The 25037-nt window shown below is 68.1% G+C and carries 24 protein-coding genes; 5 read left to right on the top strand and 19 right to left on the bottom strand.

Going from position 1 to position 25037, the window contains the following annotated elements; translation table 11 throughout:
- Positions 1-14: 14 nt before the first annotated feature.
- A complete protein-coding gene (locus BMW51_RS05470; protein WP_177171548.1) occupies positions 15-680 on the top strand; it encodes a TetR/AcrR family transcriptional regulator in 666 nt (221 codons plus the stop codon).
- 31 nt (positions 681-711) lie between these two features.
- On the opposite strand, the gene BMW51_RS05465 is transcribed toward BMW51_RS05470, so the two are convergent.
- The 6 genes from BMW51_RS05465 to BMW51_RS05440 all read right to left on the bottom strand — a co-directional run bounded on the left by BMW51_RS05465 (position 712) and on the right by BMW51_RS05440 (position 6624).
- Entirely contained in the window at positions 712-1677 is a 966-nt protein-coding gene (locus tag BMW51_RS05465) for a Csu type fimbrial protein (RefSeq protein ID WP_093004216.1), read from the bottom strand.
- Entirely contained in the window at positions 1668-3974 is a 2307-nt protein-coding gene (locus tag BMW51_RS05460; RefSeq protein ID WP_093004214.1) for a fimbria/pilus outer membrane usher protein, read from the bottom strand. Before BMW51_RS05460 ends, BMW51_RS05465 begins: the two co-directional genes overlap by 10 nt.
- Positions 3975-3989: 15 nt before the next feature.
- The gene (locus BMW51_RS05455) at positions 3990-4724 is read right to left on the bottom strand and encodes a fimbrial biogenesis chaperone (protein ID WP_177171547.1); all 735 of its coding nucleotides are present in this window, start codon (positions 4722-4724) and stop codon (positions 3990-3992) included.
- A 23-nt stretch (positions 4725-4747) separates the two neighbouring features.
- The gene (locus BMW51_RS05450; protein WP_177171546.1) at positions 4748-5281 is read right to left on the bottom strand and encodes a Csu type fimbrial protein; all 534 of its coding nucleotides are present in this window, start codon (positions 5279-5281) and stop codon (positions 4748-4750) included.
- A 29-nt stretch (positions 5282-5310) separates the two neighbouring features.
- A complete protein-coding gene (locus BMW51_RS05445) occupies positions 5311-5847 on the bottom strand; it encodes a Csu type fimbrial protein (RefSeq protein ID WP_093004207.1) in 537 nt (178 codons plus the stop codon).
- Positions 5848-5961: 114 nt separating this feature from the next.
- A complete protein-coding gene (locus tag BMW51_RS05440; protein WP_177171545.1) occupies positions 5962-6624 on the bottom strand; it encodes a response regulator in 663 nt (220 codons plus the stop codon).
- 105 nt (positions 6625-6729) lie between these two features.
- Between BMW51_RS05440 and BMW51_RS05435 the strand changes: the two genes are divergently transcribed.
- The 4 genes from BMW51_RS05435 to BMW51_RS05420 are packed head-to-tail and all read left to right on the top strand — an operon-like array spanning position 6730 to position 10869.
- Positions 6730-7380 carry a response regulator transcription factor gene (locus BMW51_RS05435; RefSeq protein ID WP_093004203.1) on the top strand — a complete coding sequence of 217 codons (651 nt, stop codon included), beginning with the start codon at positions 6730-6732 and terminating at the stop codon, positions 7378-7380.
- Complete coding sequence (locus BMW51_RS05430) at positions 7377-9959, top strand: ATP-binding protein (protein WP_143051811.1); 2583 nt, start codon at positions 7377-7379, stop codon at positions 9957-9959. Before BMW51_RS05435 ends, BMW51_RS05430 begins: the two co-directional genes overlap by 4 nt.
- Complete coding sequence (locus tag BMW51_RS05425) at positions 9956-10360, top strand: response regulator (protein ID WP_093004199.1); 405 nt, start codon at positions 9956-9958, stop codon at positions 10358-10360. The genes BMW51_RS05430 and BMW51_RS05425 overlap by 4 nt, the downstream gene beginning before the upstream one ends.
- A gap of 29 nt (positions 10361-10389) precedes the next feature.
- On the top strand, positions 10390-10869 hold the full coding sequence (locus tag BMW51_RS05420; RefSeq protein WP_143051810.1) for a hypothetical protein: 480 nt from the start codon (positions 10390-10392) through the stop codon (positions 10867-10869).
- Here the strand turns inward: BMW51_RS05420 and BMW51_RS05415 are convergent.
- The 13 genes from BMW51_RS05415 to BMW51_RS05350 form a co-directional block, all read right to left on the bottom strand.
- Positions 10851-12161, bottom strand: a complete 1311-nt coding sequence (locus tag BMW51_RS05415; protein ID WP_143051809.1) for an O-antigen ligase family protein — start codon at positions 12159-12161, stop codon at positions 10851-10853. The two genes, BMW51_RS05420 and BMW51_RS05415, sit on opposite strands and share 19 nt — an antisense overlap.
- Positions 12162-12756: 595 nt before the next feature.
- Positions 12757-13572: a glycosyltransferase family 2 protein gene (locus tag BMW51_RS05410; RefSeq protein WP_093004193.1), complete on the bottom strand. Its 816-nt coding sequence runs from the start codon at positions 13570-13572 to the stop codon at positions 12757-12759.
- Positions 13569-14009 (bottom strand): acyltransferase, encoded by a 441-nt coding sequence (locus tag BMW51_RS05405; RefSeq protein ID WP_245708298.1) that lies wholly within the window; start codon positions 14007-14009, stop codon positions 13569-13571. The genes BMW51_RS05410 and BMW51_RS05405 overlap by 4 nt, the downstream gene beginning before the upstream one ends.
- Positions 13999-14451 carry a glycosyltransferase gene (locus BMW51_RS05400; RefSeq protein WP_177171544.1) on the bottom strand — a complete coding sequence of 151 codons (453 nt, stop codon included), beginning with the start codon at positions 14449-14451 and terminating at the stop codon, positions 13999-14001. Before BMW51_RS05400 ends, BMW51_RS05405 begins: the two co-directional genes overlap by 11 nt.
- A 17-nt stretch (positions 14452-14468) precedes the next feature.
- Positions 14469-14915, bottom strand: a complete 447-nt coding sequence (locus BMW51_RS05395) for a UDP-N-acetylglucosamine transferase subunit ALG14 (protein WP_245708297.1) — start codon at positions 14913-14915, stop codon at positions 14469-14471.
- Positions 14916-14988: 73 nt separating this feature from the next.
- On the bottom strand, positions 14989-16665 hold the full coding sequence (locus tag BMW51_RS05390) for a hypothetical protein (RefSeq protein ID WP_093004187.1): 1677 nt from the start codon (positions 16663-16665) through the stop codon (positions 14989-14991).
- Positions 16665-16922, bottom strand: coding sequence for a spike base protein, RCAP_Rcc01079 family (locus BMW51_RS05385; protein WP_093005044.1), 258 nt, complete (start codon positions 16920-16922; stop codon positions 16665-16667). Before BMW51_RS05385 ends, BMW51_RS05390 begins: the two co-directional genes overlap by 1 nt.
- Before the next feature lie 136 nt (positions 16923-17058).
- Positions 17059-18483 (bottom strand): oligosaccharide flippase family protein, encoded by a 1425-nt coding sequence (locus tag BMW51_RS05380; protein WP_177171543.1) that lies wholly within the window; start codon positions 18481-18483, stop codon positions 17059-17061.
- Positions 18480-19655, bottom strand: a complete 1176-nt coding sequence (locus BMW51_RS15835; RefSeq protein ID WP_143051808.1) for an O-antigen ligase family protein — start codon at positions 19653-19655, stop codon at positions 18480-18482. Before BMW51_RS15835 ends, BMW51_RS05380 begins: the two co-directional genes overlap by 4 nt.
- Complete coding sequence (locus BMW51_RS05365) at positions 19652-20881, bottom strand: acyltransferase family protein (RefSeq protein ID WP_093004179.1); 1230 nt, start codon at positions 20879-20881, stop codon at positions 19652-19654. The genes BMW51_RS15835 and BMW51_RS05365 overlap by 4 nt, the downstream gene beginning before the upstream one ends.
- Complete coding sequence (locus BMW51_RS05360) at positions 20878-21966, bottom strand: hypothetical protein (RefSeq protein WP_143051807.1); 1089 nt, start codon at positions 21964-21966, stop codon at positions 20878-20880. The genes BMW51_RS05365 and BMW51_RS05360 overlap by 4 nt, the downstream gene beginning before the upstream one ends.
- 33 nt (positions 21967-21999) lie before the next feature.
- The gene (locus tag BMW51_RS05355; protein ID WP_177171542.1) at positions 22000-24099 is read right to left on the bottom strand and encodes a GumC family protein; all 2100 of its coding nucleotides are present in this window, start codon (positions 24097-24099) and stop codon (positions 22000-22002) included.
- A 16-nt stretch (positions 24100-24115) separates the two neighbouring features.
- Entirely contained in the window at positions 24116-24790 is a 675-nt protein-coding gene (locus tag BMW51_RS05350) for a polysaccharide biosynthesis/export family protein (RefSeq protein WP_218139365.1), read from the bottom strand.
- Positions 24791-25037 lie beyond the last annotated feature (247 nt).

Raw genomic sequence — 25037 nt, 5'->3', positions numbered from 1 at the left:
AGGACCCCCCAGTCTTGCCCGCCGCCGTAGAACCGGTCAGTGTCGCTCGCCGATCCGGCAAGAGCGAGGTACACATCCTGCGACGTACACAGGAACAACGGACGGCGGAGACGCGCGCCGCGCTGTTCGCGGCCGCGGTCGCGACGATCAGCCGCCTGGGCTACAGCGGCGCCAGCAACGCGGAGATCGCGGACGAGGCGGGCGTCAGCCGCGGCGCGATCACGCACCATTTCGCGACGCGCGCCGCCTTTATCGCGGAGGTGGTGCGATGGGTGTTCGAACAGGAGGTCGCCGCCTATCAGCAGATCCAGCGCGACCGCCATGTCGGCACCCGCGTGTCGGACTGGCCCGCCATCTCGTGGGAAGTGCTGTCGCGCCCATCGGGCGTCGCGGTGCTGGAAATCTTTGTCGCATCGCGCAGCGATCCCGAGCTCGCCAGCCTGATCCGACCGGCGCAGCAGGCGATCGAGGAAGCGGCGGCGAGCGCCTTCTTCGACCGGATCGGCGCCACGGTGCGCGATCCCGCGGCGATCCGGCTGGTGGTATGGGCGGTGCGCGGCATGGCGCTGGGGCGCGAGTTCATCGACGATCCGGGCAGCATGCAGGCGTCGGTCGATCTGCTGACCAGCATGTTCGCGCGCCTCTCGCCCTCCGGCAATCTGGAGGAACTGATCGGCTGAAACGATCGGTTTCCCCAACGACCGCTTGCGATCAGAACGTGACGAGGACGCTGATCGTATCGGTGTAGCTGCCCGCAGGCGGCGTCGCCTGCGTGGTGTCGATCCGGGCGATATAAGCGGTCGCCTGATCGGGCGCCGTCGCGCCGGTGCCGAGCGTCGCGACCGGCAGCGGATTGCTCTCGTCCCACACGGTCGTGCCGTCACTGCGATAGATGTTGTAGCGCAGCACATTGCCCGCGCCATCGGACATGGTCCGCCACGGACGCGCGTTGCCGGCTGCCCCGGCGGTGAAGCTGACCGCGTAGCTTGCCCCCTTGGTGCACGCGATCTGCACTGCCTGCGTGACGGGCGTGAACTTCGACACCAGCGGCGCGCTGCCGAACGACACCGGTGGCGCGGTCAGGCGGCAATCCTTGGTCACGATCATCGTCACCGTCAGGATGGTGGTCCCGCTGCCCGTCTCGCGCAGGATGCATGCGCCGAGCGCGCCGATGCCGCGGCAGATCGACCATTGCCAGTTCACGGTAACCGTGTCGGTGTAGGTGCCCGCTGGCACGTTGGGTGAGGCGGTCAGCTTGACGTACAGCGGCGTGGACAGGTTCGATTGGCCGAGCCCCAGCAGCGAGAGCAGCTGCGGGTTCATGTAATCGACCGTGCCGCCCTGCGTGAAGGTGAAGCTGCCGCTCGGATCGGCCGACAGGCGATAGGCGATCGCGTCGCCGGCGCCACTGCGCAGCGCAAAGCCGTTGCTGCTGGTCGCGGTGGCGCGCGCGTAATCGGCCGATAGCAGGTTGAGCAAGGCGCCGGGGCAGTCGAGCCCGGCCGTGGTGGTGACGGTCGGCACCGTGCCGCCGATCACCGTGTACGAGGTCTGGCTGCCGATATTGGCGCCGGTCGCGGCGGTGACGGTGCAGTTCGCCGCCTGTGCCGGTGCGGCGAACAGCAGCGCGGCGAGGGCGCCGGTGAACAGGGCGAGCAGGCGGGCGATCAGCGACACGTCACGGCTCCCAGATTGGCGGCGGCGCCGAGATCGGCGGGGATGGAGACCGACCCGGTGCAGCTACCGCCCCCGACGCGCGGAGCGGTCACCGTCACCGCGCCCGACTTGCCCTCGATCAGGACGACGCCGTCCCAGCCGACCACCGTCGGCGCCGCTCCCACGACGGTGACGGGGGTGCCGGCCGGGATCACGTTGCCCGCGGTATCGACCAGCTTCACCACCGCGCTGTGCACCGCGCTCACGGTCAGCGCGACGACGCCGCCGGTGCCTTCGCGGAACGCCACCCGCTGCGACATGACGGGTGCCTGCGCGACCGCGGGCAGGTCGGCGATGTCGATCGAGAATTGTCCGGGGTGGTAGGCGACGACGCGCGGCACGAATAATCGCCCGTCGCGTGCGGTGCGCCCGACCGGCTGGTTCTCGTAAAAGACCGGCACGCCCGGCATGCCGGTCGTGACCACCGCGAACGCGCTCGGCAATTCGTTGGCGAGATACGGCTTGCCGCCCAGCAGCACCACCGACCCGCTCGCGCTGGCGTAGACGCTCGACGTGCCCGGCGCGCGCGCGGTACCCGCCTCCAGGGTCACGGTACGCGTGCGATAGGTCGCGTTCGCCTGTCCGACGAAATCGCCGCGCGAGCCATAGGCGCCGCTCGCCGACCAGCCGAGCCCGCCGTCGGTCGGCACCGCGCGCGCCGCGTCGGCCTGGATGCGCGTCGCGCCATCGGGGGTGTGCGCGATGCCGGCGCTGGCGACCGTGTTGCGCCCGAACGGCATGACGAAACGCACCTGCGCGCTCAGCCCGCGACGCGTGAAATCGTAATCGGCGGCGGCGAACAAAGAGGAGCGGGTGCCGACCGGCAGCGACATGGAGGCCGACGCGATCCGCGCGCGCGTGCCGTCACGCGCGCGCGCGTCGATGTACCCCAGACCCAGACTGCCGAGCGACGCCAGCCGCGTGCTGACGGTCGCGCGCAGGTTGCTCTGTCGCCCGTTCCACTTCGCGAGATCGAAACTGCTGAGGTCGGCGAAGTCGCGGCTCTGCGACACACGCTCGATCCCGGCGCTGAACGATCGCCCGACATAATTGTAGCCGATCGTCAGCCGCGTGCCCTGTCTGCCTTCGCGCCGGCTGGCGGCGAGCGATCCGTGCACCGCGCCGATCCGTCCCGGTGACCAGACGGCGCCCGCGCCGGCGAGCAGCAGGTCGTCGGCACCCTCGCCGTGCGCTTCGATGGTCAGCCGGTCGGTCAGACCGTGGCGCACCGCACCGCTCACGATTCCGCGTCCGTAGCTGAAACTTTTGATCCCGTAATCGCGCCGGAGCGCACCCGCATAGATCGAGAAATCGGTCAGGCCCGGGCGCAGGAGCTCGGGCGCGACGTAGAAGGGGATCACGGTCGCGATCTGCCGCCCGACCGCGTCGGTGGTGACGATCCGCGCCTCGCCCGCGCCGTTCACGACCGGCACCTGATCGAGCACGAAGCGGCCCGGCGACACGTCGTTATGCTGCTGGTGATAATCGTTGATGAACAGGTCGACGCCCGACGGCAGCGCCGCCTGACCCGCGAAATCGGGCAGGGGTACCGTGATCAGGTCGGGACGCGTCTCGAAACTGCGCGTCAGGCGGACGCCGCCGATCCGCACCGCGCGCGACCAGGTGAGCGCGCCCGAGATGACGTCACCCGCGGCGGCGCTCAGCACGCGGCCCTCGTCGACGTAGCGGTAGGTGGTGTCATACCGGATCACGCCTTGTCCGATGCCGCTGCCGCCGCTGCGCCACACCGCGGTGTTCGCGATCGTGCCCCAGGGCCCGAAGGCGCGCTGCTCGCTCAACAGCGAGGCAAAGGTCTCGCCGCCGCTGTTCTGCACGAAGAGGTCGTAGTTCAGCACCGCGCCCGTGCTCACGACGGGCGGCGTCCATGCCAGCGGCGTTCCCGCGATGCGCCGCGTCGGCAGCAGCGCAAGCGGAACGTCGAGGATCAGGCGCTGCTGCTCCTGATCGTAGCGCGCGGCGACGCCAGGCAGCGCGGTGACATCGACCGGCGCGGCGCCGGGCACCGACAGTCCGGCACGCCGCAGCGCGTCGGGCGCGACGATGAAACGCGCGCCGCGCTGCTCGACGCTGACCAGATCGGGTGTCTCGACGCCGTTCACTACCAGCGCTACGAACAGCGCCGAATTTGCCTGCTGCGCTTCGGCGGCCGTCGGTACCGGCGCATCGGCTCCGCTCGGAGCAGCACTCGGCGCTGCACCGGAGAGCAACGCAGCCAGCAGTACGGAGGCGAGCGACATCGCGGCGCGTCGGCGTCAGGCGTCCGGCGCGAGCAGTTCGTCGCGACCGTTGACGCCGAGCTTGACCGCGCCGACCGTTCCGCCAGGCAGCGCAAACCGCAGGGTCGCGCCGGGCAGGACGTATCCGGCCAGCCCCGGCTTCACCACCTGCTCGTGTCCCGCGTTGACGATCCGCACGTCGGTCAGCCGCGCGTGACCCGTGCCGGTGTTGCGGATCTCGATCATGCGCCCCCCGTCACCCGCACTGTAGCGGGTGACGAGGTGCGGTTGCTGCGCGGCGGGGGGAGCCGCGTAGACGAACAAGGGAATGGAATAGCGCATCTGAACGGCGAGCCGCGCGCTCATGCGCTCGGCCTCGCCGGCGGCGGGCGGGGTCGGCAGTTCGTCGACGATCAGGCGGTAGCTCTGCTCGGGCGCCGCTGCGGTCGCCGCCGCGATCGCGGTTGCGCGGCGGATCACGCGGACCAGCTGGCGCCGACCCGGCTGGACCGTCGCGATCGGGGGGCTCGCGACAACCTCGTCCTGTTGGTCCAGCGCGTCCTTGCCGTCCGCCTGCGACCAGCCGAACGACCGCACCTGCAGCGTGACCGGCGTCTGGCCGGTGTTCTCCAGCCACAGCGACGTCGACTGCTCGCCCGGCTTGATGACGGGGTCGACCGGCCAGATGACGACGGTCGATCCTTCCGCCGCCGCGGGCAGCAGCGCTGCCGCCGCGATCGCTGCGGGTATGAGGAGGCGGGTGCGGATCACGGCACTGGTCCTTGCAAGATGGGTCACCACGCGATCGTCACGCGGACGGTGTCGGCGTAGCTGCCCGCCGCCATCGCGCCGGTCAGCTGCGCGCGGCCGACGATCGGCAGCGTTCGCTTGGTCGCGCCGATCGCGAAGCGGTAGGCGAGTGCCTGCGTCGTCCAGGCGGTGCTGCTTCCGTCGGCGAACAATTGGTACGCGACGAAGCCGGTGCCGCCGCCGCCCACCTTCATCCGTCTGACCCCGCCGCTGGCGTTCTCGCCCATGTCGGCGGTGACGGTCACGTCGGTGTCGGGCGTGCACTCGATCGCGATGCCGCTGGTGCCACCCGACACCATCGCCGCGTCGAGCGTACCTCGCGCGGTTCCCGCAACCGTGCCGAAATCGATCCGGCCCAGCTGCGACGCGCCGTTGGCGGCAACAACGCAGCCCTTCACGATCGCGGCGGATACCTGAAAACTGCGCTGCGTCTCGGAGTGCGCGACGCCAATGAAGAGGGCGCCGATCGTCGCGGCGATGCGGGCGACCAAGCGTGCGATACGCGACAGGCACGTCATGGTCCCGGCTCCCGCCCCGCGCGCCATCGTTACCAGGTCAGGGTCACCTGAACGGTATCGGTGTAGCTGCCCGCGGCGAGCAGCTGCCCCGCCGAGGTCACGCGCGCGTAGATCGGCACGCTGACCGCCGCGGTCGACATCGTGCCGAGCGGCAGCTGCTGCCCGATCCCGATCTCGTTGGTGCGCGCCGAGTCGGTGAACAGGCGGTAGGCGACGGTGTTGCCGTTCGACGCCATCCGGCGCTTGCCCGCATTGTCGTTCGCGCCCGACCCGATCGTCAGCACCGGCGCGACGTTGGGCGAGCATTGCACCTGCAGCGTGCCGAGCGAGCCGATCAGCTGACCGTCGACGTTGCCGAAGATGCCGGGCTGGTCGGGGAACTGGATCGAGCCGAGCGAGCCGAGGTTGGCCGAGGCCGAACCGGCGCCGTTGACGACGCAAGCGTTGGTGACGTTGAGCGCCACCGCGATCGTTCCCGTCGCCGTATCGGCGAGCGCGGGCGTGGCAGCAGCGGCGGCGAGCACCGCGGCGGTGACGGAAGCGAGGATAGTATTGGAACGGAACATCGAAGGGTCTCCGTGCTGGTGACCCGTTCGAAAAACGCCGCGGCGGTAAACAACTTCTTGCCAGCCGCTATTCGGTTCCGCCGATTAGACCGAAGTCTTACGTGTATTCTGTATTCAGCCGGTCACGCGGTCGGCGCACAAGCGGCGATCGATCGCCGCGATCGCGCGTCGGGCATCCGCGTAAGCACGCGCGCGCGCCGAGTCCTCGCCGGTGGAGAGCGCCAGCCAGCTCTCGCTGACCTGCGCGAAACCGAGCGTGCCCGCAGCCCCGGCGATCCGGTGCGCGGTGGCAGGATCGGGCGCATTCGCGATCGCCTCTGCCAGCTGATCGCGCAACCGCTTGATCAACGCGTCGAGCTCCGCGGGCGCGAAAACGGCGGCCAACCGCTCTACGCCGCCCAGTTCACCACCCGGTCGCCACCGCGCCACCTCCTGCACCAGATGCGCGGGATCGCACGGCTTGGAGAGGCAGCCGTCGAACCCGCGCCGGCGCAGTTCATCTTCCCCGACACGCAGCGAGGTGAAGGCGATGATCGGCATGCCTGCCGCGGCGCCGGACGATCCCCGGATCGCCGCCGCTGCCTGCCACCCGTCGAGCACGGGCATGTTGATGTCGAGCATGACGAGATCGGGGCGCTGGCTGGCCACAAGGTCGACCGCCTGCTGTCCGTCCTGCGCCGACATCACCTGCCAGCCCGCGTGCGTCAGGCAATGTTCCAGAAACCGGATGTTGATGATCTCGTCATCGGCGACGACGACTTTAGGGTAGGTTAGCAAAATTTCCCTTTCGGAACTCGCGCGCCAGCTATAGCATTTCGTCGAAGTGTCGGTTCGGGGCTGGCCGATAAACTGTAAAAACCCGCAAAGGGAAGGGGGATTGTTGTGACCACAGGTCAGCGTGTGCTGATCGCGGACGATCATCCATTGACCCGCGAGGGGTTGTCACTGGCCGCGCGTGCCGCGCTGCCGGGAAGCGTGGTCGATCAGGCAGGGTCGATCGGCGAGGCGCAGGCAGCGATCGCGTCGCGGCGCAGCGGCTACGCGCTCGTACTCCTCGACCTGATGCTGCCCGATGCGAAGGGCTTTTCCGGCTTCCTGGCGCTGCAACACGCGGCGGGTTCGACGCCGATCGTCGTTATTACCGCGCGTGAGGATAGCGTCTTGATCGACGCTGCGCGCGCGCTCGGGGCGGCGGGCTATCTGTTCAAGAGCCAGCCGATCGACACAATCGCACAACGACTGCGGACGATCCTGTCGGGTACGCCGGTGTTTCCGTCCGATGGTGAGGCAGGTGCGGTGGCGACGGCGCGCGAGCGCATCGCGACCTTGTCGGGCGCGCAACTTCGCGTGCTGCTGGCGCTCGCCGACGGGCGCCTCAACAAGCAGATCGCGGGCGATCTCGACATCAGCGAGGCGACGGTAAAGGCGCACATGACCGCGATCTTTCGCAAGCTGGGCGTCAACAATCGCGCGCAGGCCTTGCTCGCGGTTCAGCCGTTGTTGGGCGACGCAGGCTCGGAGCGGCACGCGTGACCTCTCCCGCGTCGGCAGAGAGCGGGCGCGGTCACGATATCCCGGGGTTCGGCTTCGGCGCCCGGATCGGCTTCGGTGCGGGCGAAGGTTCGCAGCGTTCGGCAATCGCGCCGCCCAGGCGGCCAGCGCGCTGGCGTATGGTCGCAATTGCGCTGCTGATCCCCGCCCTGCTTGCCACGCTGGCATGGTGGAACGTCGCGGAGTTTAGCGCACTCGAGCAATCGAACGAGCAAACCCGCGCGTCCTTTCAGAAGCGGGTGCTAATCTACGATTTGTTCGGGTCGCTGGAACAGGCCGAAACTGCACAGCGCGGCTTCATCCTTACGGGCAATGCGGCCTTCATGACGCCGTACGAACCCGCAAAACGCGCGGTCACTACCCTCCTTTCGCAGATCGACGCAGACGGCTCCAATACGCCTGTGCAACACGACGCGCTTCGGCGCATGAAGACTGCGATCGACGCCAAGATCGATGAAATGGACGCGGTGATCGCGCTGCGCCGCCGTAACGGGCTGCAACCCGCGATCAACCGTGTTGCCGGGGGTGATGGGCGCGCATTGATGGAGCAACTGCGCCGCGACGCCGCAATCGTCCGGTCAGAGGAGGAGCGCATCAGCGATGCCGGCGCGCGTGCGGTAAAGGCCCACGTGGCGAGCACCGGTCGCGTCATCGTCCTGACCGCGGTGGTCGCTGTGGCCTTGTTCCTGCTCGCGCTGGTCGCAATCAGGCGGCAGCGGCAGCAGCGTTACCGCGCCGATGTCGCGACGTTCGATGCTGCGACGCGCTATCGCTCCATTCTCGACGGTACGATCGATCCGATCGTGATCCTCAATCCCAGTGGGACGATCGAGCTGATCAATCGCGCGACCGAGCAGTTGCTGGGTTTTTCGCCGGCCGAGGTCGAGCGGCGCGACGTGTCCGCGATTGCGTTGCTGCCCAACGAGCTTCACCGGACGTTCCCGCAGTGGATCGGGCTGCGCAACGGCGCGATCGCTGCGCCGTATCGCACCGACATACCGCTGCGTCACCGAGACGGGCACACCGTTACCGTCGATGCGGCACTTGGCGTCATGAAGCTTGCCGATGGCGAGCATGTCGTCGTCTCCCTGCGCGACGTGTCGGCGCGCAAGCGATCGGAAGCGATCAAGGACGAACTGATCTCCACCATCAGTCACGAATTGCGCACGCCGCTGACCTCGGTCGTCGGGGCGCTCGGCCTTCTGCGCGCAGGGTCGGCGGGGGACCTCCCCGACGCGGCCAACCGATTGGTCGGCATCGCGGAAAGCAACGCACGCCGGCTGATCCGCCTGATCAACGACATGCTCGACCTCGATCGCATGCAGAGCAACCAGCTGCAGATCGAGCGCGTGCCCGTCGATCTCGCCGCAATCGCGGCGCGCGCGTGCGATGACATGCAGGGCGCAGGCAGCGCGCGCGATGTGACGGTCCGCTGCAATGCGGGCGAGCAGGAATTGACCGTGCTTGGCGACGCCGACCGGTTAATGCAGGTGATCGGCAATCTGGTCTCGAATGCGGTTCGCGTCAGCCCGCCCGGACGCGCCGTCACCGTCTCGGCAACGCGCGTCGATGGCATGGCACGCGTCATGGTCGACGACGAGGGACCGGGCATCCCGACGGCTTTCCGCGAGCGCCTGTTCCGCCGCTTCGAGCGCGCGAACGAGCAGCAGGGCACCGGCACCGGTCTGGGGCTCGCGATCTCGCGTGAGATCATCCAGCGCCACGACGGTCGGATCTGGTTCGAGGATCGTCCAGGCGGCGGAACCCGCTTCGCCTTCTCGCTCGAGCTCGCGCGCGAGGCCGGCGACGCCCGTGTTCCAGATGACGCGCCCGGCGGCGTGCTCGTCTGCAGCGGCGACGCAGCGACCGTCGCGAGGCTGTCCGATGCCGTCGCGGCAACGGGACGCTCCGCCACAGTGGTCGCCAGCGCGCATGCCGCGCATGCGGCGATCGCGGAGCGTGATTTCGACGCGTTGCTGCTCGATCTCAAACTGCCCGATGGTAACGGTTTCCAGTTCGCACAGGCGGTGCGACGCACGAAGCGCGGGGGAGCGCTGCCGATCGTGATCGTTTCCGCAACCGCCCGGGGTAAGGAGGACGTGCTGGTGCCGTTCGACCTGGTCGACTGGATCCCCGATCCGATCGAGCCCGAGCGGCTCGACACCGCGTTGCGGACCGCGATCGCGCGTACGGGGACGGCCAGGCCGACGATTCTCCATCTCGATGACGACCGCGACCTGCTCGATGTCACCGCCGCGCTGCTCCGCGACGATGCGCGGCTGATCACCGTCAGCGACTTGCCGAGCGCCCGCGCGGTGATCGAGCATGCGGCGCCCGCTCTCGCGATCCTCGACCTGCATCTGGTCGAGGGTACCGGTCTCGACCTGCTGCCGGCGCTGGTCGACCGCAACGGCGTCGCGATCCCCACGATCCTTTATTCGGCGCACGATATCGACGCCGACATGGCGGCGCGGGTCGATGCGGTGCTCATCAAGTCGCGGCGCTCATTGCCCGACCTGCGCGCGACGATCCGGCATGTCCTGGCAGCGCGACGGGCATGAAGGTGGCGGGCTCCGGGCTGTCGATCCTCTACGTCGACGATGACGACGACATCCGCACCATCGTCGCCATGTCGCTCCAGCTCGATCCGGCGATCGACCTGCACATGGCCGCGAGCGGGGAAGAGGCGCTGGCGTTGCTAGACCGGCGCGGCGGCTGGACGCCCGACGTGGTGCTGCTCGACGTGATGATGCCTGAGCTTTCCGGCCCTGCAACATGGGCGAGAATGCGCGAGCGCCCAAGGTTCGCGCGCGTGCCCGTCGTGTTCATGACCGCGCGCGGGCGCCCGCCCGAGGTCTCCGAATATCGCGAGCTGGGGGCGGCGGGAACGATCCTCAAACCCTTCGATCCGATCCACCTCGCCACGCAGATCCGCACCTTGCTGAGTGCGGCCCCGGGTTGATCACAGCGCTGGAAAGGCTCGCTAAGACATTGGTCGAACTCACTTCGTCCATTTGGCGGCCGAAGAATTTCGTTAAGCTTCCCGCCGCGAGGTTGCGGGCATCGACCTTGAAGGAGCAAGCGATGCACGACGATCACGACCGCGTTCACAGCCTTGTCGCGGCGCTGCGCGATCAGCTCGGTTCGGACGGACCGGCCTGCGCCGTGACGTTTGCGCGCCTGCGCTGGTCGCTGACGAGCGATCTGCTGCGTCACATGGCGCTCGAGCGTCTGCTGCTGTCGAGGTTGCAAAACACGCGGGACCTGCGCGAGCGCTGCGATCAGGACGAGCGCACCTTTCGCGAACATGTCGCGCGCTGGCCTGCCTGTGCGATGCAGACGCGCTGGCACGAATATCGCAGCGAGTTTACCGCCGTGCTGCGGCTGATCGAAGCGCGCCTTCAGTTCGAGCAGGCGCGACGACTGACGGCGGCGGCGCCTGTCGGAGAGGTTCAACGCCGATCAGCCTGAAGGCTTCCCGATGCGAGGCTTCCACTACTCGCTCGCGGCGTCAGCATGCTGAGCGCCACCGCGAGCACGATCGCGAGCGTCGGCGTGCGAAGCGGGTAATCGACGAACGAGTGCGCTAGCAGACCGGCGACCACGATTATCGCGACGCGCCGCTCCAAAATGTCATGCTGGCTGTAGTGCGCAGGCGCGGCCAGGCTCCGCCATCCGAACAGCAGTGCGGCCAAGATCGGGACGGTCGCCAACGCCCCCGCCTCAACGAACAACTCGATAAAGTCGTTGTGCGCGTGGTTTATGTAGAAGGGATGCAACTCGCCCACCGGCTCGATCAGCGTGTAGACCTGCGCGAAGGTGCCCAGACCGCTGCCCCACGGCCAGTAGAGCAGCACCAGATCGCGGGCATGCGCCCATATCGACCAGCGCAGATCGCCGCTCACCCCACTTATTCGACCGGCAGTATCGCCGTTGAGCGAGACCAGTGCGGCGATCGCACCGAAACCGACGATGGGGGCTAACCCGGCAAAGCGCGCGATTATATCGGCCGCTCGCACATCGCTGCGATCGCGCGGGAACGCCAGCAGTGTTGCACTTGCCATGACGGCACCGATCACGAGGCCTGCACGTGATCCCGACAATGCAATAATTGCCAGTGCTGGGAGCGCGGCCGCGGCGAACAGCATGTACCGGCGTGCCCCCGGCGTCGTCTGCGCCCCGATCAGCGCCCCGTAAAAGGCAAGGCAGCACGCCAGAAAGGTCGCACCGTGATTGCGGTTGGCGAAGAACCCGGGTGCGTTCGCGGCGTGGGCGGAATGGTAGAAGTCGCACCATCGTCCGCCAGAGCCGAATTGCACAAAGGCGAGCACGAGGCTCACCGCGCCGAGGACTGCAAACGACGCGAAGACCGGGCGCCATTCGCGACGTGGCCGGGTGTGGAGCAGCAGAAACGTGGCGGAGAAGACCGCGACCGGCACTGCCGCCGAAGCGGTTGCGACACGATCAACCGAGATCGACGCCGTTACCGCTGGTCCGACGAACGCGCGAACGCTGGTCGCGAACGCCTGCCCCTCTGACAGGCTCAGCCACGCGACCGGAATACGGCAAAGCTGGAAAAGCACGACGCCGAGCGGCGCGAGCGCGAGGCCGAGCAGCGTCGCGGGAAACGCGCGCCGATCAAGGATGATGCGCCATGTCGCCACACCCGCCGCGATCACGATCCACGCTGCGAACAGCACCGCCCGCCACGACGGCTGCAACACCGACCCGCCGAGAACGACAAGCAGCGCCAAACCTGCCACGAGGCTTCGGTCGAGCAGGCGCAACAACGGGTGCGGAGCGTGCGCGGCGCGCGGCGTTATCGGCACATTCGAGCTAGTGCAGCCGGCCTGACCTATTGCGGGCTTGCCGGTGGCGTGGCGCTCGCGTCATTGCCGCCGCCGCTCGCCGCGAGCGCCGCCCCTGCGCCGCCCAGCCCCAACAACGGCAACAGCAATGGCAGGCCGAAGAAATTATTCGATTGTCTGACGTCGGGGCGCGCGGGCGTAGGAACACGTTCCGCTCGCGACCGCGTCTGCACCGAGGGCTTGTTGGCAGTGCTCGCCTGCGAAGGACTTGTCTGTGCCGCCGCAGGCGAGGCGGTGGCAACGGCGATAACGGTGCTAATCGCAGCTAAGCGTCGCATGTCTCGGACCCCACTATTTGCCAAGATGATCGATAAAGAACGTTGAGAGAGGCAGGTCAATCGATCCGGCGTCGAACAGTAAGGAACTGCTGGGGAAAGTGTCACTTAGGATGTTAGAATGTCGGTGGAGATGCTCTAGCCTCCGTGAGGTGTGTTTTGGTGCGAGCCTAACTTAGTCGGACTAAATCAACGATTGATTATGAAATCGCCAATTAGCGCAGCCGCAGCCGCAGGCGCAGACCGATCAGTCGTTTGCGTATGAATGCCACTCTCGCGGCGAACGAGCGTGATCGATGTTTGCGGATCGCCTGCAACGCGCCGTGGAAATAGCGCCTTTTCAGAAGCGGATCGTTGTCACGGTGGCCGACCAGCGCTGCATCGACGAAGCGGGCGCGGCGCGCGTCATGCCAGGCACGGATAGCGTAGTCGGTATCCTCGCCCGCCACCGCCGGTGTACCCAGCCCGAGCTGCTCGTCGAACAAGCCTAGTCGGCTGGCCAGACTGGCACGCACGAAGATCGTGTTCGAACTGCCGTAGGAGATCGCCTGCTGAAGCCGCATGCGTTGATCGCGCGTGTCGATCCTGGGCGAGTGCGCGGCATTGCCCGAGCGACAGACGGCGAAGTCGGCAGCGGCATCGAGCGCGATCAGGTCGGTTATGAAATGCAGCGATCCTGCGGGATACCAGGCATCGTCGTCGGGAAAGGCGATAACGCTCGCGGTAGCCGGGTCGCAAGGCAGATCGACGCGTTGAAGCAAGATGTTGCGGGCGGTGCTGAGCGGCACGAGACGGGGTACGGCATGTACCTCGACCCAGTCGGGCAGATCAGGCGCGGGATGGTCGGCGGCATTCTGTAATAGTAGCAGCAGGCGGATGACGCGCGCGGGCCGCTCGTCGCGTGCCTGCGCGACCGACCGCACCATGCGGTGCAGCGCGTCGTGTCGCCCGGACGCCAGATCGGTGGTGCTGAACAAATAGATGTCCGCGTCGGGCCCGACCTCGAGCGGCTTGGCTGTGCCACTGGTCATGACCTCTGCAGCACGCCGTAATGCCCGGTGCTGATACCCGAGCGCAGGACGCTCGCCGGATTGCCGCTGACGATTGAATTGGCGGGCACGTCGCGCGTCACGACCGACCCGGCGGCGACGACCGCGTTGTTGCCGACGCGCACGCCCGGCAGGATGACGCTTCGCGCGCCGATGAAGCATTCGTCGCCGATGATCGTGTCGGTGCGCAGGCCGCGCACCATGTCGTGCGTCAGGATCGCCGCGTCGAATGCGACGTAGCTGTGGCGACCGACGTGAAGGCCGCGTGGGTGCGTACGGTCGAGCCTCGCCGAGCGCGACAGGCGCGCGGTCGGGTGGATGTGCATGCCCCAGAAACGATTGCAGACCGCGATGCGCGCGCGGATCATGAGCCGCTGCAGCGCAATGAGATTGTTGAGGCTGGGCACGTCAGTCAGCACTCACGAAATCGGCCACCGTGCTGACGAGCGCGCGATAGCGTGGCTGCTCGGCTGGGCGATAGGGCGGTGCGTCGTGGCGCAGGCAGGCGTGTTCGAGCTCGGCCGCGTCATGCGCGATCGTGATGCCGACCTGCCCGCCGAAGTGGCGCGCGGTCGCGAGCTGGTGTTCGTTGCGATGCTCGCCAAGCGCCGCGATACGCGGGAAAAGCACCAGCGGCTTGGTGTGCGCTGCCGCCGACAGCATCGTGCCGATACCGGCGTGACCGACGATCAGCGTGCACGCCTGTGCAAGCGCGTCGAACTCGGCCGGCGAGAGGCTGGCGCGCTGGTCGAGGTGGACGAGGCCGGCGACCGGCTCGATCGCCTGCGCGACGACGTGCAAGCCGTGGCGACCCGCGATCGCGTCGAGTGCGCGGATCAGGCGGGGGAAGGGCAATTGCATGCCCACCGTCGCCAGGATCACAGCACCGCGCCCGAGTATCCGACCTGTTCGGTCGCGGCGACATCGGGCCATTGGCTGAGGCACTGCGTCGCCAGGGTGCGGGCACGCCGGCCCGACAGCGACATCTGCTCGCCATTGGCGATGCTATCGATCCACAAGGTTCGCGCGCCGATCGCCCGGCCAAGCGCGATGCCGATCACGCCGGGCAGCGCGCCGGTGGTGACGATCACCTGCGGCCGTCGGCGCAGGATCAGCAGCGCGAGCCGCGCGGCGCACGCGATCACTCGCAATCGTTCATGGCGGTTGCAGTCGGGCACCAGCCTCGCGACGACACCGGCGCGCTGCGCCACGCCGTCGCGGGTGGTGACGAACGTCACCTGATGCCCGACGAACGCGGTGCGCAGCCGCATCATCTGATCCCAGTGGCCACCCGCGGATGCGATGGCGAGAACACGCTTGCTCAAGATCGGTTCGCCCCCCGAACGTCCCTGGGTCGAACGTTCGTGAGCGGTGACTTGTTGTCAATCGTTTCGCCGCTCAGCGCGGCGGTATCGTAAGCAATAGCGGGGCGAGCGCCGCGGCTAGCCTGGTGGCGGCCAGATCGTAGCCCGCGGGCGACTGGTTCGGCCCCTTCAGCGCGGAGGCGAAATGCACATTGTCCTGCCGCACCAGATCGGTCGTCTCGGGCGCGATGGTGACGCCGGGTACCTCGGCGGCGAGCTGCGATTGGATAGTACGCAGCGCCTCCATCTGCGACTGCGCGCCGGTCTGGTTGCCGAGCGGCTGAATCACGATCGGGCAATCGTAGCCGATCTTGGTGCGCAGTGCCGCCCACACCAATTTGGTCTGTGCCTTCCAGTCCGCCGCGACCGCCGCGTCGCCGGTGTTGGCCGACCAGTAGAGCGCCTCGGCCTCGCCCTGCGACCACATGATGACGCAGCGGCGATAGCGTTTGCCCGGCGCATTGCCGAAGTCGAGGTTGGTGAGTGCGCTCGTCAGGCTCGGTCCCGGCGTGCCGGCGTCGCCGTCCCACCAATATTTGTCCGAGCCCGGGTTCGCACGCTTGAGGACCGACGACCCGCCGATCGCGGTGCTGCTGCAATAGGTGGTCAGTTCGCGTAAGGAGTCGGCCGGGATCGACAGGCGCGCCGACAGGTCGGGCACGAACACGCGGGCGAGCGCGTTGCTGCCCGCACTGCCGTCACCGCTGACGCTGTCGACCGCGTAATATTGCGCGTTCGACTGGCCGGCGAAGATCGCCACGAAGCGGTCAGGGAAGCGGTTGGTGACGAGCCCGCCCCAGGACCGGCGCTGCCACGCTGCGATCCCCGCACACTCCCGGTCGGCGAGCGCGCCGTTGCCGTTGAACACCAGCAGCTCGCGAAGCGACGCATTGGCCGACTGATTGAGCGCACCGTTGTTTCCCACCACCAGCCGGTTGCCGCTGGAATGCGCTCGTGTGTGCGGCCGCGCGGTGAACAAGGTGCGCGTGTCGCCGCCGCCGGAGACGGTCGCCCCCGTCTGGTTGAACCACCAGTTGCGCCAGCGGTTCGCGAATTCAGTGCTGGCGTCGACCAGCAGCGCTCCGCTGGCGCCGTACAGCGTCGTCTCCGCGCCCGGCCCATCGGCGCCGACCACCAGCACGCCCGCTGCCGCAGTGCCGTAGCCGATCAGCGGACCGATCGCGGCCGAATAGACCGCCGGGTCGCGCGGGTGAATAGCCGCACTGGTCCAACCGCGCGTGGCGCTGATCGCGAACAGCGACAGGTTGGCACTGCCCCCGACCGCCAACGGCGTCGACGTGGTGGCGAGATGCTGCGCCTTGGCCGTGAAGTCGACATAGGCGCCGTCGTAACTCGCGGGCGCGGCGGGAAAGACCAGCGCGGGCCGCGACGAGCTGATCAGATGATGGCCGTTGCCGCTCTGATCGTACCAGGTGGCGACGCTGAAGCTGCGGCCGTCGCCATAGGCGGACCAGATCGCCGCCGGCGCATCATATGTCCCGTCGGCCTTGAAGGTGAGCGTGCGCAGCACATTGCCGCTGTCGCGCACCTGTAGGCACGCGCCCGCGTAGGCGGGCACCACGCGCCGGAGCGAATAGGCCGCGGTGAGCGGTTGCGACGCAGCCGTCGCGGCGAGTGGTGCGATGGCGCGTGCGCCTAGCCCGCCCGATCGCCGGACGAGCCGCGCGGCGCCTGAGACCGGCAATGCCATCATGCTTCTCCGACGAGGTCGCCGGCGGTCGTGCCGGTGGCGCGAACGTGCGAGACCCTGAGCGCGATGTAGCTGGCGTCGGGCAGGTTGCGGTACGCCACATCCACCTGTGCGTCTGCAGGCCGCACGATCACCGTCCCGCCCTTGCCGACATAGATGCCGCGCGGCGTCAGCGGCACGGGCGCGACATCGTCGGGCTGGATCGCGAACGCAATCGTGGCAGGCGCGGTGTCGGCGGTCGAATAATCGCGTGTCATGATGTGATCCCCCGGATTGCAGAGGATTGCGCCCATATGACCACGCCTGACGTGTAGGACAGCGCCGATTTGCGATGGCTTACGCCGATCGACCCGGCAGGATCGCGGCCTTACCCGCCAGGTATGGCGATGAAGCTCAGGCAGGCTTGGCGACGTGCCGCAGGGCAAGCGGGCGCCATCCGCGTCCGGCAGCGATCGTCACCACGATCAGATACGCCACCGCGCCGCCGCCGATCAGAACGGGTAGCGCGAGCGCGTCGGGCAGATCGACGGTGATCCTCGCGCGCGCGCCGGCGACGACTAGCAACATCAGCGCGCCGCCCACCCACGCCGGAGCGATTCCGCGCGCCAACCCTGCGAGCGACACCACGCGCAGCCGACGCAGAATCAGCAGATGCGCCGCGAGGCCGGGCAAGACCAGCGCGTTGACCAGCGCCACGCGCGCGAGAGCCGGAACCGGCCACGCCGGCACGAGCACCAGCAGCGCCAACGCCGCCTGCACGCCGCTCGTCAGCGCGATCGTCCTGCTATGCCCCAGCGCCTTGAGCGCGACCTGCGCGACGTAGTTGAGCAGCAGGACGTTGCCCGCAACAGCTACGGCCGCGAGGAACGGCGACGCCGCGGCCCCCGTGTGCCCGAACACCAATCGACAGAACTCCGGCGCGATTGCGGCGAGCCCGAAGAAGATTGCACCGCCGATCATGGCGCCCGTCTCGGTGGCGCTCGCCAGTGCCTCTCCAAAGGCCGCGCGATGGCCGCACAGCGCCGACAGGCGCGACATGGTAACGTCGAGCAGGACGGCGGTGACCATCTGCGCCGCGACGAAGTAGAACCGGCTGCCGATGACGTAGAGCGCGAGAACCGCCGCATCATAGTGAAACGGCAGCGCCAGCTCGATCGCGCGGGTCGAGACATAGGATAACAGGTTGCCAAGCATGACGAAGCCGCCGAATGCGAACAGCGGCCGCGCGGCGCGGAGATCCGCCGGCTCGGCGGAGCGGATCCCGCCGCTCAGATTCATCTGCACCGCGGTGCTGCCGGCGAAGGTCAGTGCCTGTGCCACCAGCGCCCACACACCCAGTCCGGCGAACGCTCCCGCAATCCCGACGAGGGAGCCGAGCACGGTGCTGCCGAGCGATATGCGGGCGAGCCTGGCGAACGCCATGTCGCGGCGCAGAACCGCCGCGGGAATGTAGACAAAGGCGTTGAGTAGCAGAACGATCGACAGCGCCGACACGATCGGGCGCAGACCGGGGGTTCCGAACCATGCCTCGATCCGTCCGCCCAAAAGCACGAACGCCGTCGAGAGCAGGATCGATACCGCGACGTTGACGCGGCCGAGCGCCCTGATCGCAGCGGGCGTCGCGTCACGGTTGCGGATCACCGCGTCGCCGGCGCCATTCTCGTTCACCAGTTCGGCCAACGCCATGATCGCGAGCGCCGCGCTGAACAGTCCGATCTGCTCGGCCGACAGAATGCGCGCGAGAATCACGAAGGTCAGCGCGGTGCCGAGCCGCTGACCCCATTGCCGCGCGGCAGACCAGGCATAGTGGCGGATCATGCGGGATCGAGCGCCTCGTGCCCGGTGGAAAAACGAGGGAAGACGAACGACGCCTCCCGCCCGGCCGACGAGGAACGCGGCAGCACGCACACGATCAGCAGCGGGAAATAGGCCGGCGTCGCCAGCGCATTGTCGCTGCGCGACAGCAGCAGAAAGCCGATCCATGCGGCGAGCGCGGTGACGTTGAACGCTTCATCGCGCCACGCAGCGCGCAGCATCGCGGCGGTCAACGCGAGGTAGAACAGTCCTACGCCGATCACGCCCAGTTCGACCGTCAGCCGCAGGAAGTCGTTGTGCGCGGCGGGTGACCCGACCACGACGACGATGTCCTGCGGCGTCTGCCAATATTGGTGGCCGAACCCGATGCCGGTCCACGGATAGCGCTCGGCCAGCGTGTGCAGATAGGCCGCCATCTCTACGCGGCCATTGTCGGTGCTCGTGACCAGCCGCCGCAGCGCGAACGGCACGGCGACGGCGGCAAAGATCGGCAGTGCGGCGATCGCGCCCATCAACAGCACCAGCTTGTCGCGCACGTGGACCATGCGGCTGAACGCGACGAGGCAGACCGACACGAACACCGCGACCGCCAACGCGGCGCGGCCGCCGGCGAGGATCAGGATGACGAGGTCGGTCGCCGTCAGCGCCAGATAGCGCAAACGGCGCCACTCCAGCCCCAGGATCAGGCTGGCGACGATCCCGGTCGCGGATAGTCCCGACAGGAACGCGGGGATGAGCGATCCCTGCAACCGCGCCGTGCCGGTCGCCCATTCGGTACCGAACATCGCGCGGCCGGTCGTGATCGATCCAATCGCGCCGGCGAGCACGCAGACGAGCGGCAACCACGCGCTGGTGCGCAAGATCGTCTCGGCATCGCGCTCGCTCGGTAGAAAGCCGGTCAGGACGTAGATGATGGCGAACTGATTGACCGACAGCAGCCACGTCATCCAGCTGAAGTGCGGAAACGACGTGAGCAGCCCCAGCACGATCGTCAGCAGCAACGTGGCGGTCATCAGCGCGAATGCGACCGCATCGAACCGGCGTCGGATCAGCACCGCCGCCGCGAGCGCGAGGTACAATCCCTTCTCGAACACATTCGCGTACGGCAGCCCGAGCGTCTGCGCGAGATTGAGCGCGAAGAACAGGCTGGCAGCGACGTAAAGCCGCCCGATCATCGTCGCGCTCCTATAAGACGCAATCGTCGCGCCAGAGCACGCGGCCAATCGCGGTTCATGCACGGCCGCTCGACGGTCACGTAGAACAGCATGCAGCCGATCACGACGACGGGCAGGACGAACAGGTAAACGGCCGCGACCGCCAGAGCGGGCCGACCGGACCAGTCGATCGGCCCCAGCATCACGCGCGACGCGATCTGCAGCAGCGGAACGTGGAGCAGGTAGATCGAGTAGCAGGCGCCGCCGACGAGCGCGATCCAGCGATTGCCGAGCCAGCGCCGGCCCCTGATCCCTCGCGCTGCGCCCAGATAGATGAGCACGATCGCAGCGCCACGGCACAATAGGACGCTGGCTCGCCCGATGGACCCGAGCCGAACGTAAAACAGCATCGATCCGGCCACGAACAGCAGCAGGCCGATCGCGAGTGCGGCGTCGGCCCACGCGGCGGCTGGCGCCGCGAACGGACGGCGGCGCGCCGCCCAGTCGCTCACCGCGATGCCGAGCAGGAACGGGAACAGATGTGCCGCAAGCGAATAGTGGGTGCGGGCGAACGGGTCGAGCAGCGCTTGGAGGACCAGCGTGGCCAGGACCGCTCCGGTCGCGATCACCGCGCGCGCGCCGGTACGCCGCACCACCGTGTAGGCACCGATGATGAACGGCGCGAGCAGGTAGAACTGGATTTCGATCTCCAGCGTCCACAGCGGAGGATTGACGCGCGGCGACGCCGCGAACATCGTCCCGTGAAGATAGAACAGGCTGGCGAGCAGGTTTTTCCACAGCGGCGTAGTGGCATCGGCGTGGCGCAGCGCCGGGCTCGGTCCGACGTTGCCGCCCACCGATGCGAACGCGGCGAAGCAGATGAGGACGGTCAGAATGTACGGCGGCTCCAGCCGTGAAACCCGGCGAAGGTAGAAGGCGCGCAATCGCGGCGGTCGCCCGGTCAGGAACAGGTAAGCGATGATGTAGCCGGAAATGAAGAAGAACAGTTCCACTCCCGCGATGCCGTTCGGCAGCCAGGCGAACCAGCCCCCGTCCGGCATCGCGGCCGGATCCGCCGCGCGCTGCCCGCGAAGAGCAGCGTGGTAGAGCACCACCTGCGCGATCGCGAGGAAGCGCAGACCGTCGATCTGCGGCACGTAGTGATGCGTGTTGGTCACACGCCCGAACGTCTCGGGCCAGCGGCGCCAATCGCGTAACCGCTGAGCGAGGGAAGCATCGACCGTCACGGGCGCCGCGTGTCAGGTCGCACGCGGGGCAGGGTGAACTCGATTACCGTCTCGCCGTTCGCGCCGGCGTTAGCTGCGTCGACCGGCACAACGGCGATCTCGCCCGCCGCGCAGGTGAGGGGATCGCCGACGCGGAACGTCGCGTGGTTCGTCCCGGCGGCTCGGAGCGCCACCCGCCAGCCACCGCCCTGGCAACGATAGTGCACGTCGATCCGGTCGAGCACGTCGGGTTTTGCGTCGACGCTGGTCAGAGTCGCGCCTCTCGTGAGCGGTCCCAGCACGTGGCGCGATGCGAAGGCGTCGCTCCCGTGACCGTTCCAGCGAAAGCTGAACGCCACCAGGTCGCCGCGGCTCACTCGCGTTCCCTCCAAGTCGACGCTAGCGCCGGTCTCCCAATCGAACGGAAAGCGATCGGTGGATGCGCCGCGATCCGTGGCCTCGCCGCGCCGCCAGAACGCGTCCGCCAGCGCGACATCGCCGCGCTTCCAGCTCTCACGCGAAGCGAAGGCAGCCACGCGGCAACGTTCCACGCCGTCTGCCAGGCCGCTTACGGTCGCGAGCCGTGCGCGCCGCCCGATGGCGTCATCCAAGGCCGCGGCGTTGAACAGGTACCGGTTGCGCCACGCCGGACGCGCGTTCAGCCGCTCAACCACGAGGGCGTGCCAGCGCGGCGCACGCTCCATCTGCGACAGAATCGACATGAGCGCGCGAGGTGCCACCTGCCGGGCGAGCAGCGCGTCGAGGCGCAGCAGGACTTGCCCATCGTCGCCGCGTTGCAGACTGTCGGCGATGATGTCGATCTGCGAGGCGGTGTCGCGGAAGCCCAGGCGACGCAGCAGCGCGAAACCCGCCGCGCGCTTCGTGCCCGCGGGCGTCGCAGCGAGCCACCGATTGAGCAGTGCCGCGTCGAACGGGGCGTCGGGAATCGCGGCGGCGTAGCGCACGCGGTCGGCGGGCGGGCGCGGGTCCATGACGATGACCTGCCGAGTCGGCGCTGTTTGCAGCACGCTCCGCTCGGCCGCGGCGCGAGAAAGGTCGGCGAGCGCGAGCGCGACGCTCAACCCGGCTGCGATTGCCGCGACCAACGCAAACCGGCGCCTGCCTTCACTGCGCACCACTTACTCAGCAGCCTCGTGACGGTAGATCCCGTAGTCATATTCCTCGGCGCCGGTCGGTCGGTAAAAGGTGAGCATTGCGCCGAGCGGCGTGACGCCGAGCTTGGCGAGTTTGCCGATCGCGCCCTGCACCGTCGCGACGCGACTGGTGTCGGCGCGGATCGCGAACAGGACCGTTTGCGCCCGAACCGCGAGCAGCAACGGATCGCCGACCCCGACGATCGGCGGCGTGTCGATCAGGACGAGATCATAGGCACGCGTCGCCGCCTCGATCGTGTCGCGCAAGCGCGGGCTCGCGAGCAGGATGGCCGGCTGCGGCGGGCGAGTACCGGCCGCGAGCACGTCGACACCGGTTACTCCGCTTCGCTGCGTCGCGTCGGCAAGCGCGCGCTGCCCGGCAAGCACCTCGGTCAGCCCATAGTCGCCAGCGACATCGAACAGCCGATGCTGGACCGGTCGGCGCAGGTCGGCGTCGATCACCAGAACGGACTTGCCGGTCGCGCCGACTGCTTGAGCCAGCGCGTGGACGGTGGTCGACTTGCCGTCGCCGATCGACGCGCTCGTGACCAGCACCGATGCCGGCAGCCCGCGATCGCTGGCGACGTGCAGCGCGGCGAGCGCCTCCCCGTAACTGCTCTCCAGCCTCGCCTCGTTCTCGCCGCGCGCAATCGGGATCGCGGCGATGACCGGCAGGCTCAGTCGAGCTGCGACGTCGGCGGGGGTGCGCAGGCGAACGAAGAGCAGTTCTCGCACCAGCAGGAACAGCGTCGCCGCGACCACGCCGAGCAGCAGGCCGATGGCGGCAAACAGTGGCAGGCTGGGAAAATACGCGCGATCGGGCGGCACGGCGCGATCGAGGATCGACAGGTTGCTGACCTGAACCCCTGCTTCCGCGTTCAACTGATTGAGCCGGGCGAGAAGCGCGTCATACTGGTTGCGGTTGGTGTCGGCTTCGCGCTGCAGGATGGCGAGCGCGACGTTGTTGTCCTGCTCTGACAAGCGGCTGGTTTGCAGCCGAGCGAACCGCGACGCCAGTTCGGCCTCGTCGCGCGTCGCGCTGTCGAGGGGGGTGTGCAGGCCGGCCTTGATCCCGTCCGCCAGCCGCGTCAGTTCGCGGTGCAGCGCGGTCGCCTGCGCCGTCAATTGTCGTACCTCGGGATGTTCGGGTCCGTGCCGCGCCGCGGCAGCGTTCAGCCTGGCTTGAACGTCAGTCGACTGCGAGACCAGCGACTGGACCGCAGCGTTGCCGATCACCTCCGGGATCGACAGCGGAGGACGCGCAGCGACCGCTCGCCAGTCGGCTTGCGCGCGGATGCGTCGCTGCGCGGCGTCGCTGAGCTGCTGGTTGACCCGGTCGAGCGTGTCGCTGGTCAGCGTCGCATCGGTGCGCTGGTTCTTGCGCGCGGGAACCGCGATGATCGCGGCACGGCGCGCGTAATCGTTGGCGCGGCGCTCGCTCTCCGACAGGCGCGTGCGGATGTTCGCCAGTTCGCTCTCCAGGAAAGCGCGGGCATAGCGCGACTGGTCGGCGCGCTGCTGCACGTCGCGGCGGACGAGATGGTCGGCGAAACTGTTGGCGATCAGTGCCGACAATTGCGGGTCGGGCGAGGTGAAGGCGATGCTCGCGGCCCGGCTGTTGGGGATGATCGCCGCCGATCGTTTACGATCGAGCAGGTCGAGCACTGCCTGCCGACGCTCGCCCGGCGTGGGGGCTGGGTCCGCGTGCATCTGCCGTAAGAAGGTGTCGTCCGCCGACAGCTTCAACGCGCGCATCACCGCCTCGGCAACCGGCACGCTGCGCGCCATCAGCAGCGTCGTTTCCATCTGCCGGTCGATGTCGGCGACCTGAACCGGGCCTGCGACATCTTCGGTGCCGACGATGCGCTGGGCGGCGGCATCGATGCGCAGTGTCGCGTCCGCGCGAAAGGAAGGGCGGATCAGCACGAAGGCCAGCAGCGCCGCGGCGAGGGACGCGAAGACGATCGCCGCCATCGGGACGAGCGAGCGGCGCACCGGCACCCAGAGGCGATCGAAATCGAGCGCGAACAGCGGGGCAGGGGGTGGCGCTACCGCCGCCTCGATCCTGCCGAATGGGGCGTTCATGCCGGTACCCGCGCGATCACAGCCGCAGGAACACGAGCGTGAGGAGCGGCGCGACCTGCAGGATGTCGCGGTACATTCGGCTCGCGTGATTGATCCCGACCACGACCGTGTCGCCGCCTTCGAGCACGGGGTCGCGGTCGATCCCGGCGCGGATGCGCGCGACATCGAAGCGCGCGGCATAATCGCCGTCGGCGCGGTGACGAAAGACGATCACCTCGTCGAGCCGGGCGGTCCGCTGCGGCCCACCGGCGAGCGCCAGCGCTTCCAGCAAGCTGCTGCGGCCTTTCAGTGCAAAGCTTCCAGGCTTCTGCACCTCACCCTCGACCACCAGTTTCTGCGACGCGGCTTGCAGGACCGAGATCGATACTTGCGGATCGACGACGTAGCGACCGGACAGGCCGGCGGTGATCGTGCTGGCGAGCTCTTCCGCGGTTTTACCTTCCGCGGTCACGTAGCCCAGGTACGGAAAGGGAATCTTGCCACCGCTGTCGACCACGACGCGGGCGAAGCTCAACTCCGGCTCGTAATAAACGTTGATCGACAGTTCGTCGCCCGATGACAGGCGATAACCGCCGGTATTCGCGACCGACGTCGTCTCCAGCGACGCGTAGGCGCTGCTGCCCGTCGCCGCCTGCGGCCTCGGTCCCGGGGCGCACGCCGCCAGCAACAGCAATGCTGTCGATAAATACAATCGCAAGCGAACGGCCCCCCAGAACGCTTCCGCAAACAACACGGTGCCTCTGCATGCGTCAAGCAGGTGAGCGGTTATTCATTACAATCCGGGATCGGTAATCCTTACAGGTCGGATAATCTGTTGGCCGCTTCTTCCAAGTAGCCGGGTGATCTTCTTCATCATCTTCCAGGGCTAGATTCTGAGCGACATGCTCGGCGCTTCCCCGCTGACGCTCCGTCTGCCGTAGAGAACGGCCCCGCAGCCT

Origin of the sequence: Sphingomonas palmae, from assembly GCF_900109565.1 — a bacterium.
GTDB classification, from domain to species: domain Bacteria; phylum Pseudomonadota; class Alphaproteobacteria; order Sphingomonadales; family Sphingomonadaceae; genus Sphingomonas; species Sphingomonas palmae.
Note: the sequence above shows the minus strand (reverse complement) of the source record. Positions and strands in the feature narration are given on the sequence as shown.

What these genes read in the sequence shown, in the direction of transcription:
- BMW51_RS05460 (WP_093004214.1), bottom strand. Translation starts at nt 3,974, where the DNA reads ATGTCGCTCGCCTCCGTACTGCTGGCTGCGTTGCTCTCCGGTGCAGCG.
- BMW51_RS05450 (WP_177171546.1), bottom strand. Translation starts at nt 5,281, where the DNA reads ATGACGTGCCTGTCGCGTATCGCACGCTTGGTCGCCCGCATCGCCGCG.
- BMW51_RS05445 (WP_093004207.1), bottom strand. Translation starts at nt 5,847, where the DNA reads ATGTTCCGTTCCAATACTATCCTCGCTTCCGTCACCGCCGCGGTGCTC.
- BMW51_RS05425 (WP_093004199.1), top strand. Translation starts at nt 9,956, where the DNA reads ATGAAGGTGGCGGGCTCCGGGCTGTCGATCCTCTACGTCGACGATGAC.
- BMW51_RS05410 (WP_093004193.1), bottom strand. Translation starts at nt 13,572, where the DNA reads ATGACCAGTGGCACAGCCAAGCCGCTCGAGGTCGGGCCCGACGCGGAC.
- BMW51_RS05400 (WP_177171544.1), bottom strand. Translation starts at nt 14,451, where the DNA reads ATGCAATTGCCCTTCCCCCGCCTGATCCGCGCACTCGACGCGATCGCG.
- BMW51_RS05390 (WP_093004187.1), bottom strand. Translation starts at nt 16,665, where the DNA reads ATGGCATTGCCGGTCTCAGGCGCCGCGCGGCTCGTCCGGCGATCGGGC.
- BMW51_RS05385 (WP_093005044.1), bottom strand. Translation starts at nt 16,922, where the DNA reads ATGACACGCGATTATTCGACCGCCGACACCGCGCCTGCCACGATTGCG.
- BMW51_RS05380 (WP_177171543.1), bottom strand. Translation starts at nt 18,483, where the DNA reads ATGATCCGCCACTATGCCTGGTCTGCCGCGCGGCAATGGGGTCAGCGG.
- BMW51_RS15835 (WP_143051808.1), bottom strand. Translation starts at nt 19,655, where the DNA reads ATGATCGGGCGGCTTTACGTCGCTGCCAGCCTGTTCTTCGCGCTCAAT.
- BMW51_RS05355 (WP_177171542.1), bottom strand. Translation starts at nt 24,099, where the DNA reads ATGAACGCCCCATTCGGCAGGATCGAGGCGGCGGTAGCGCCACCCCCT.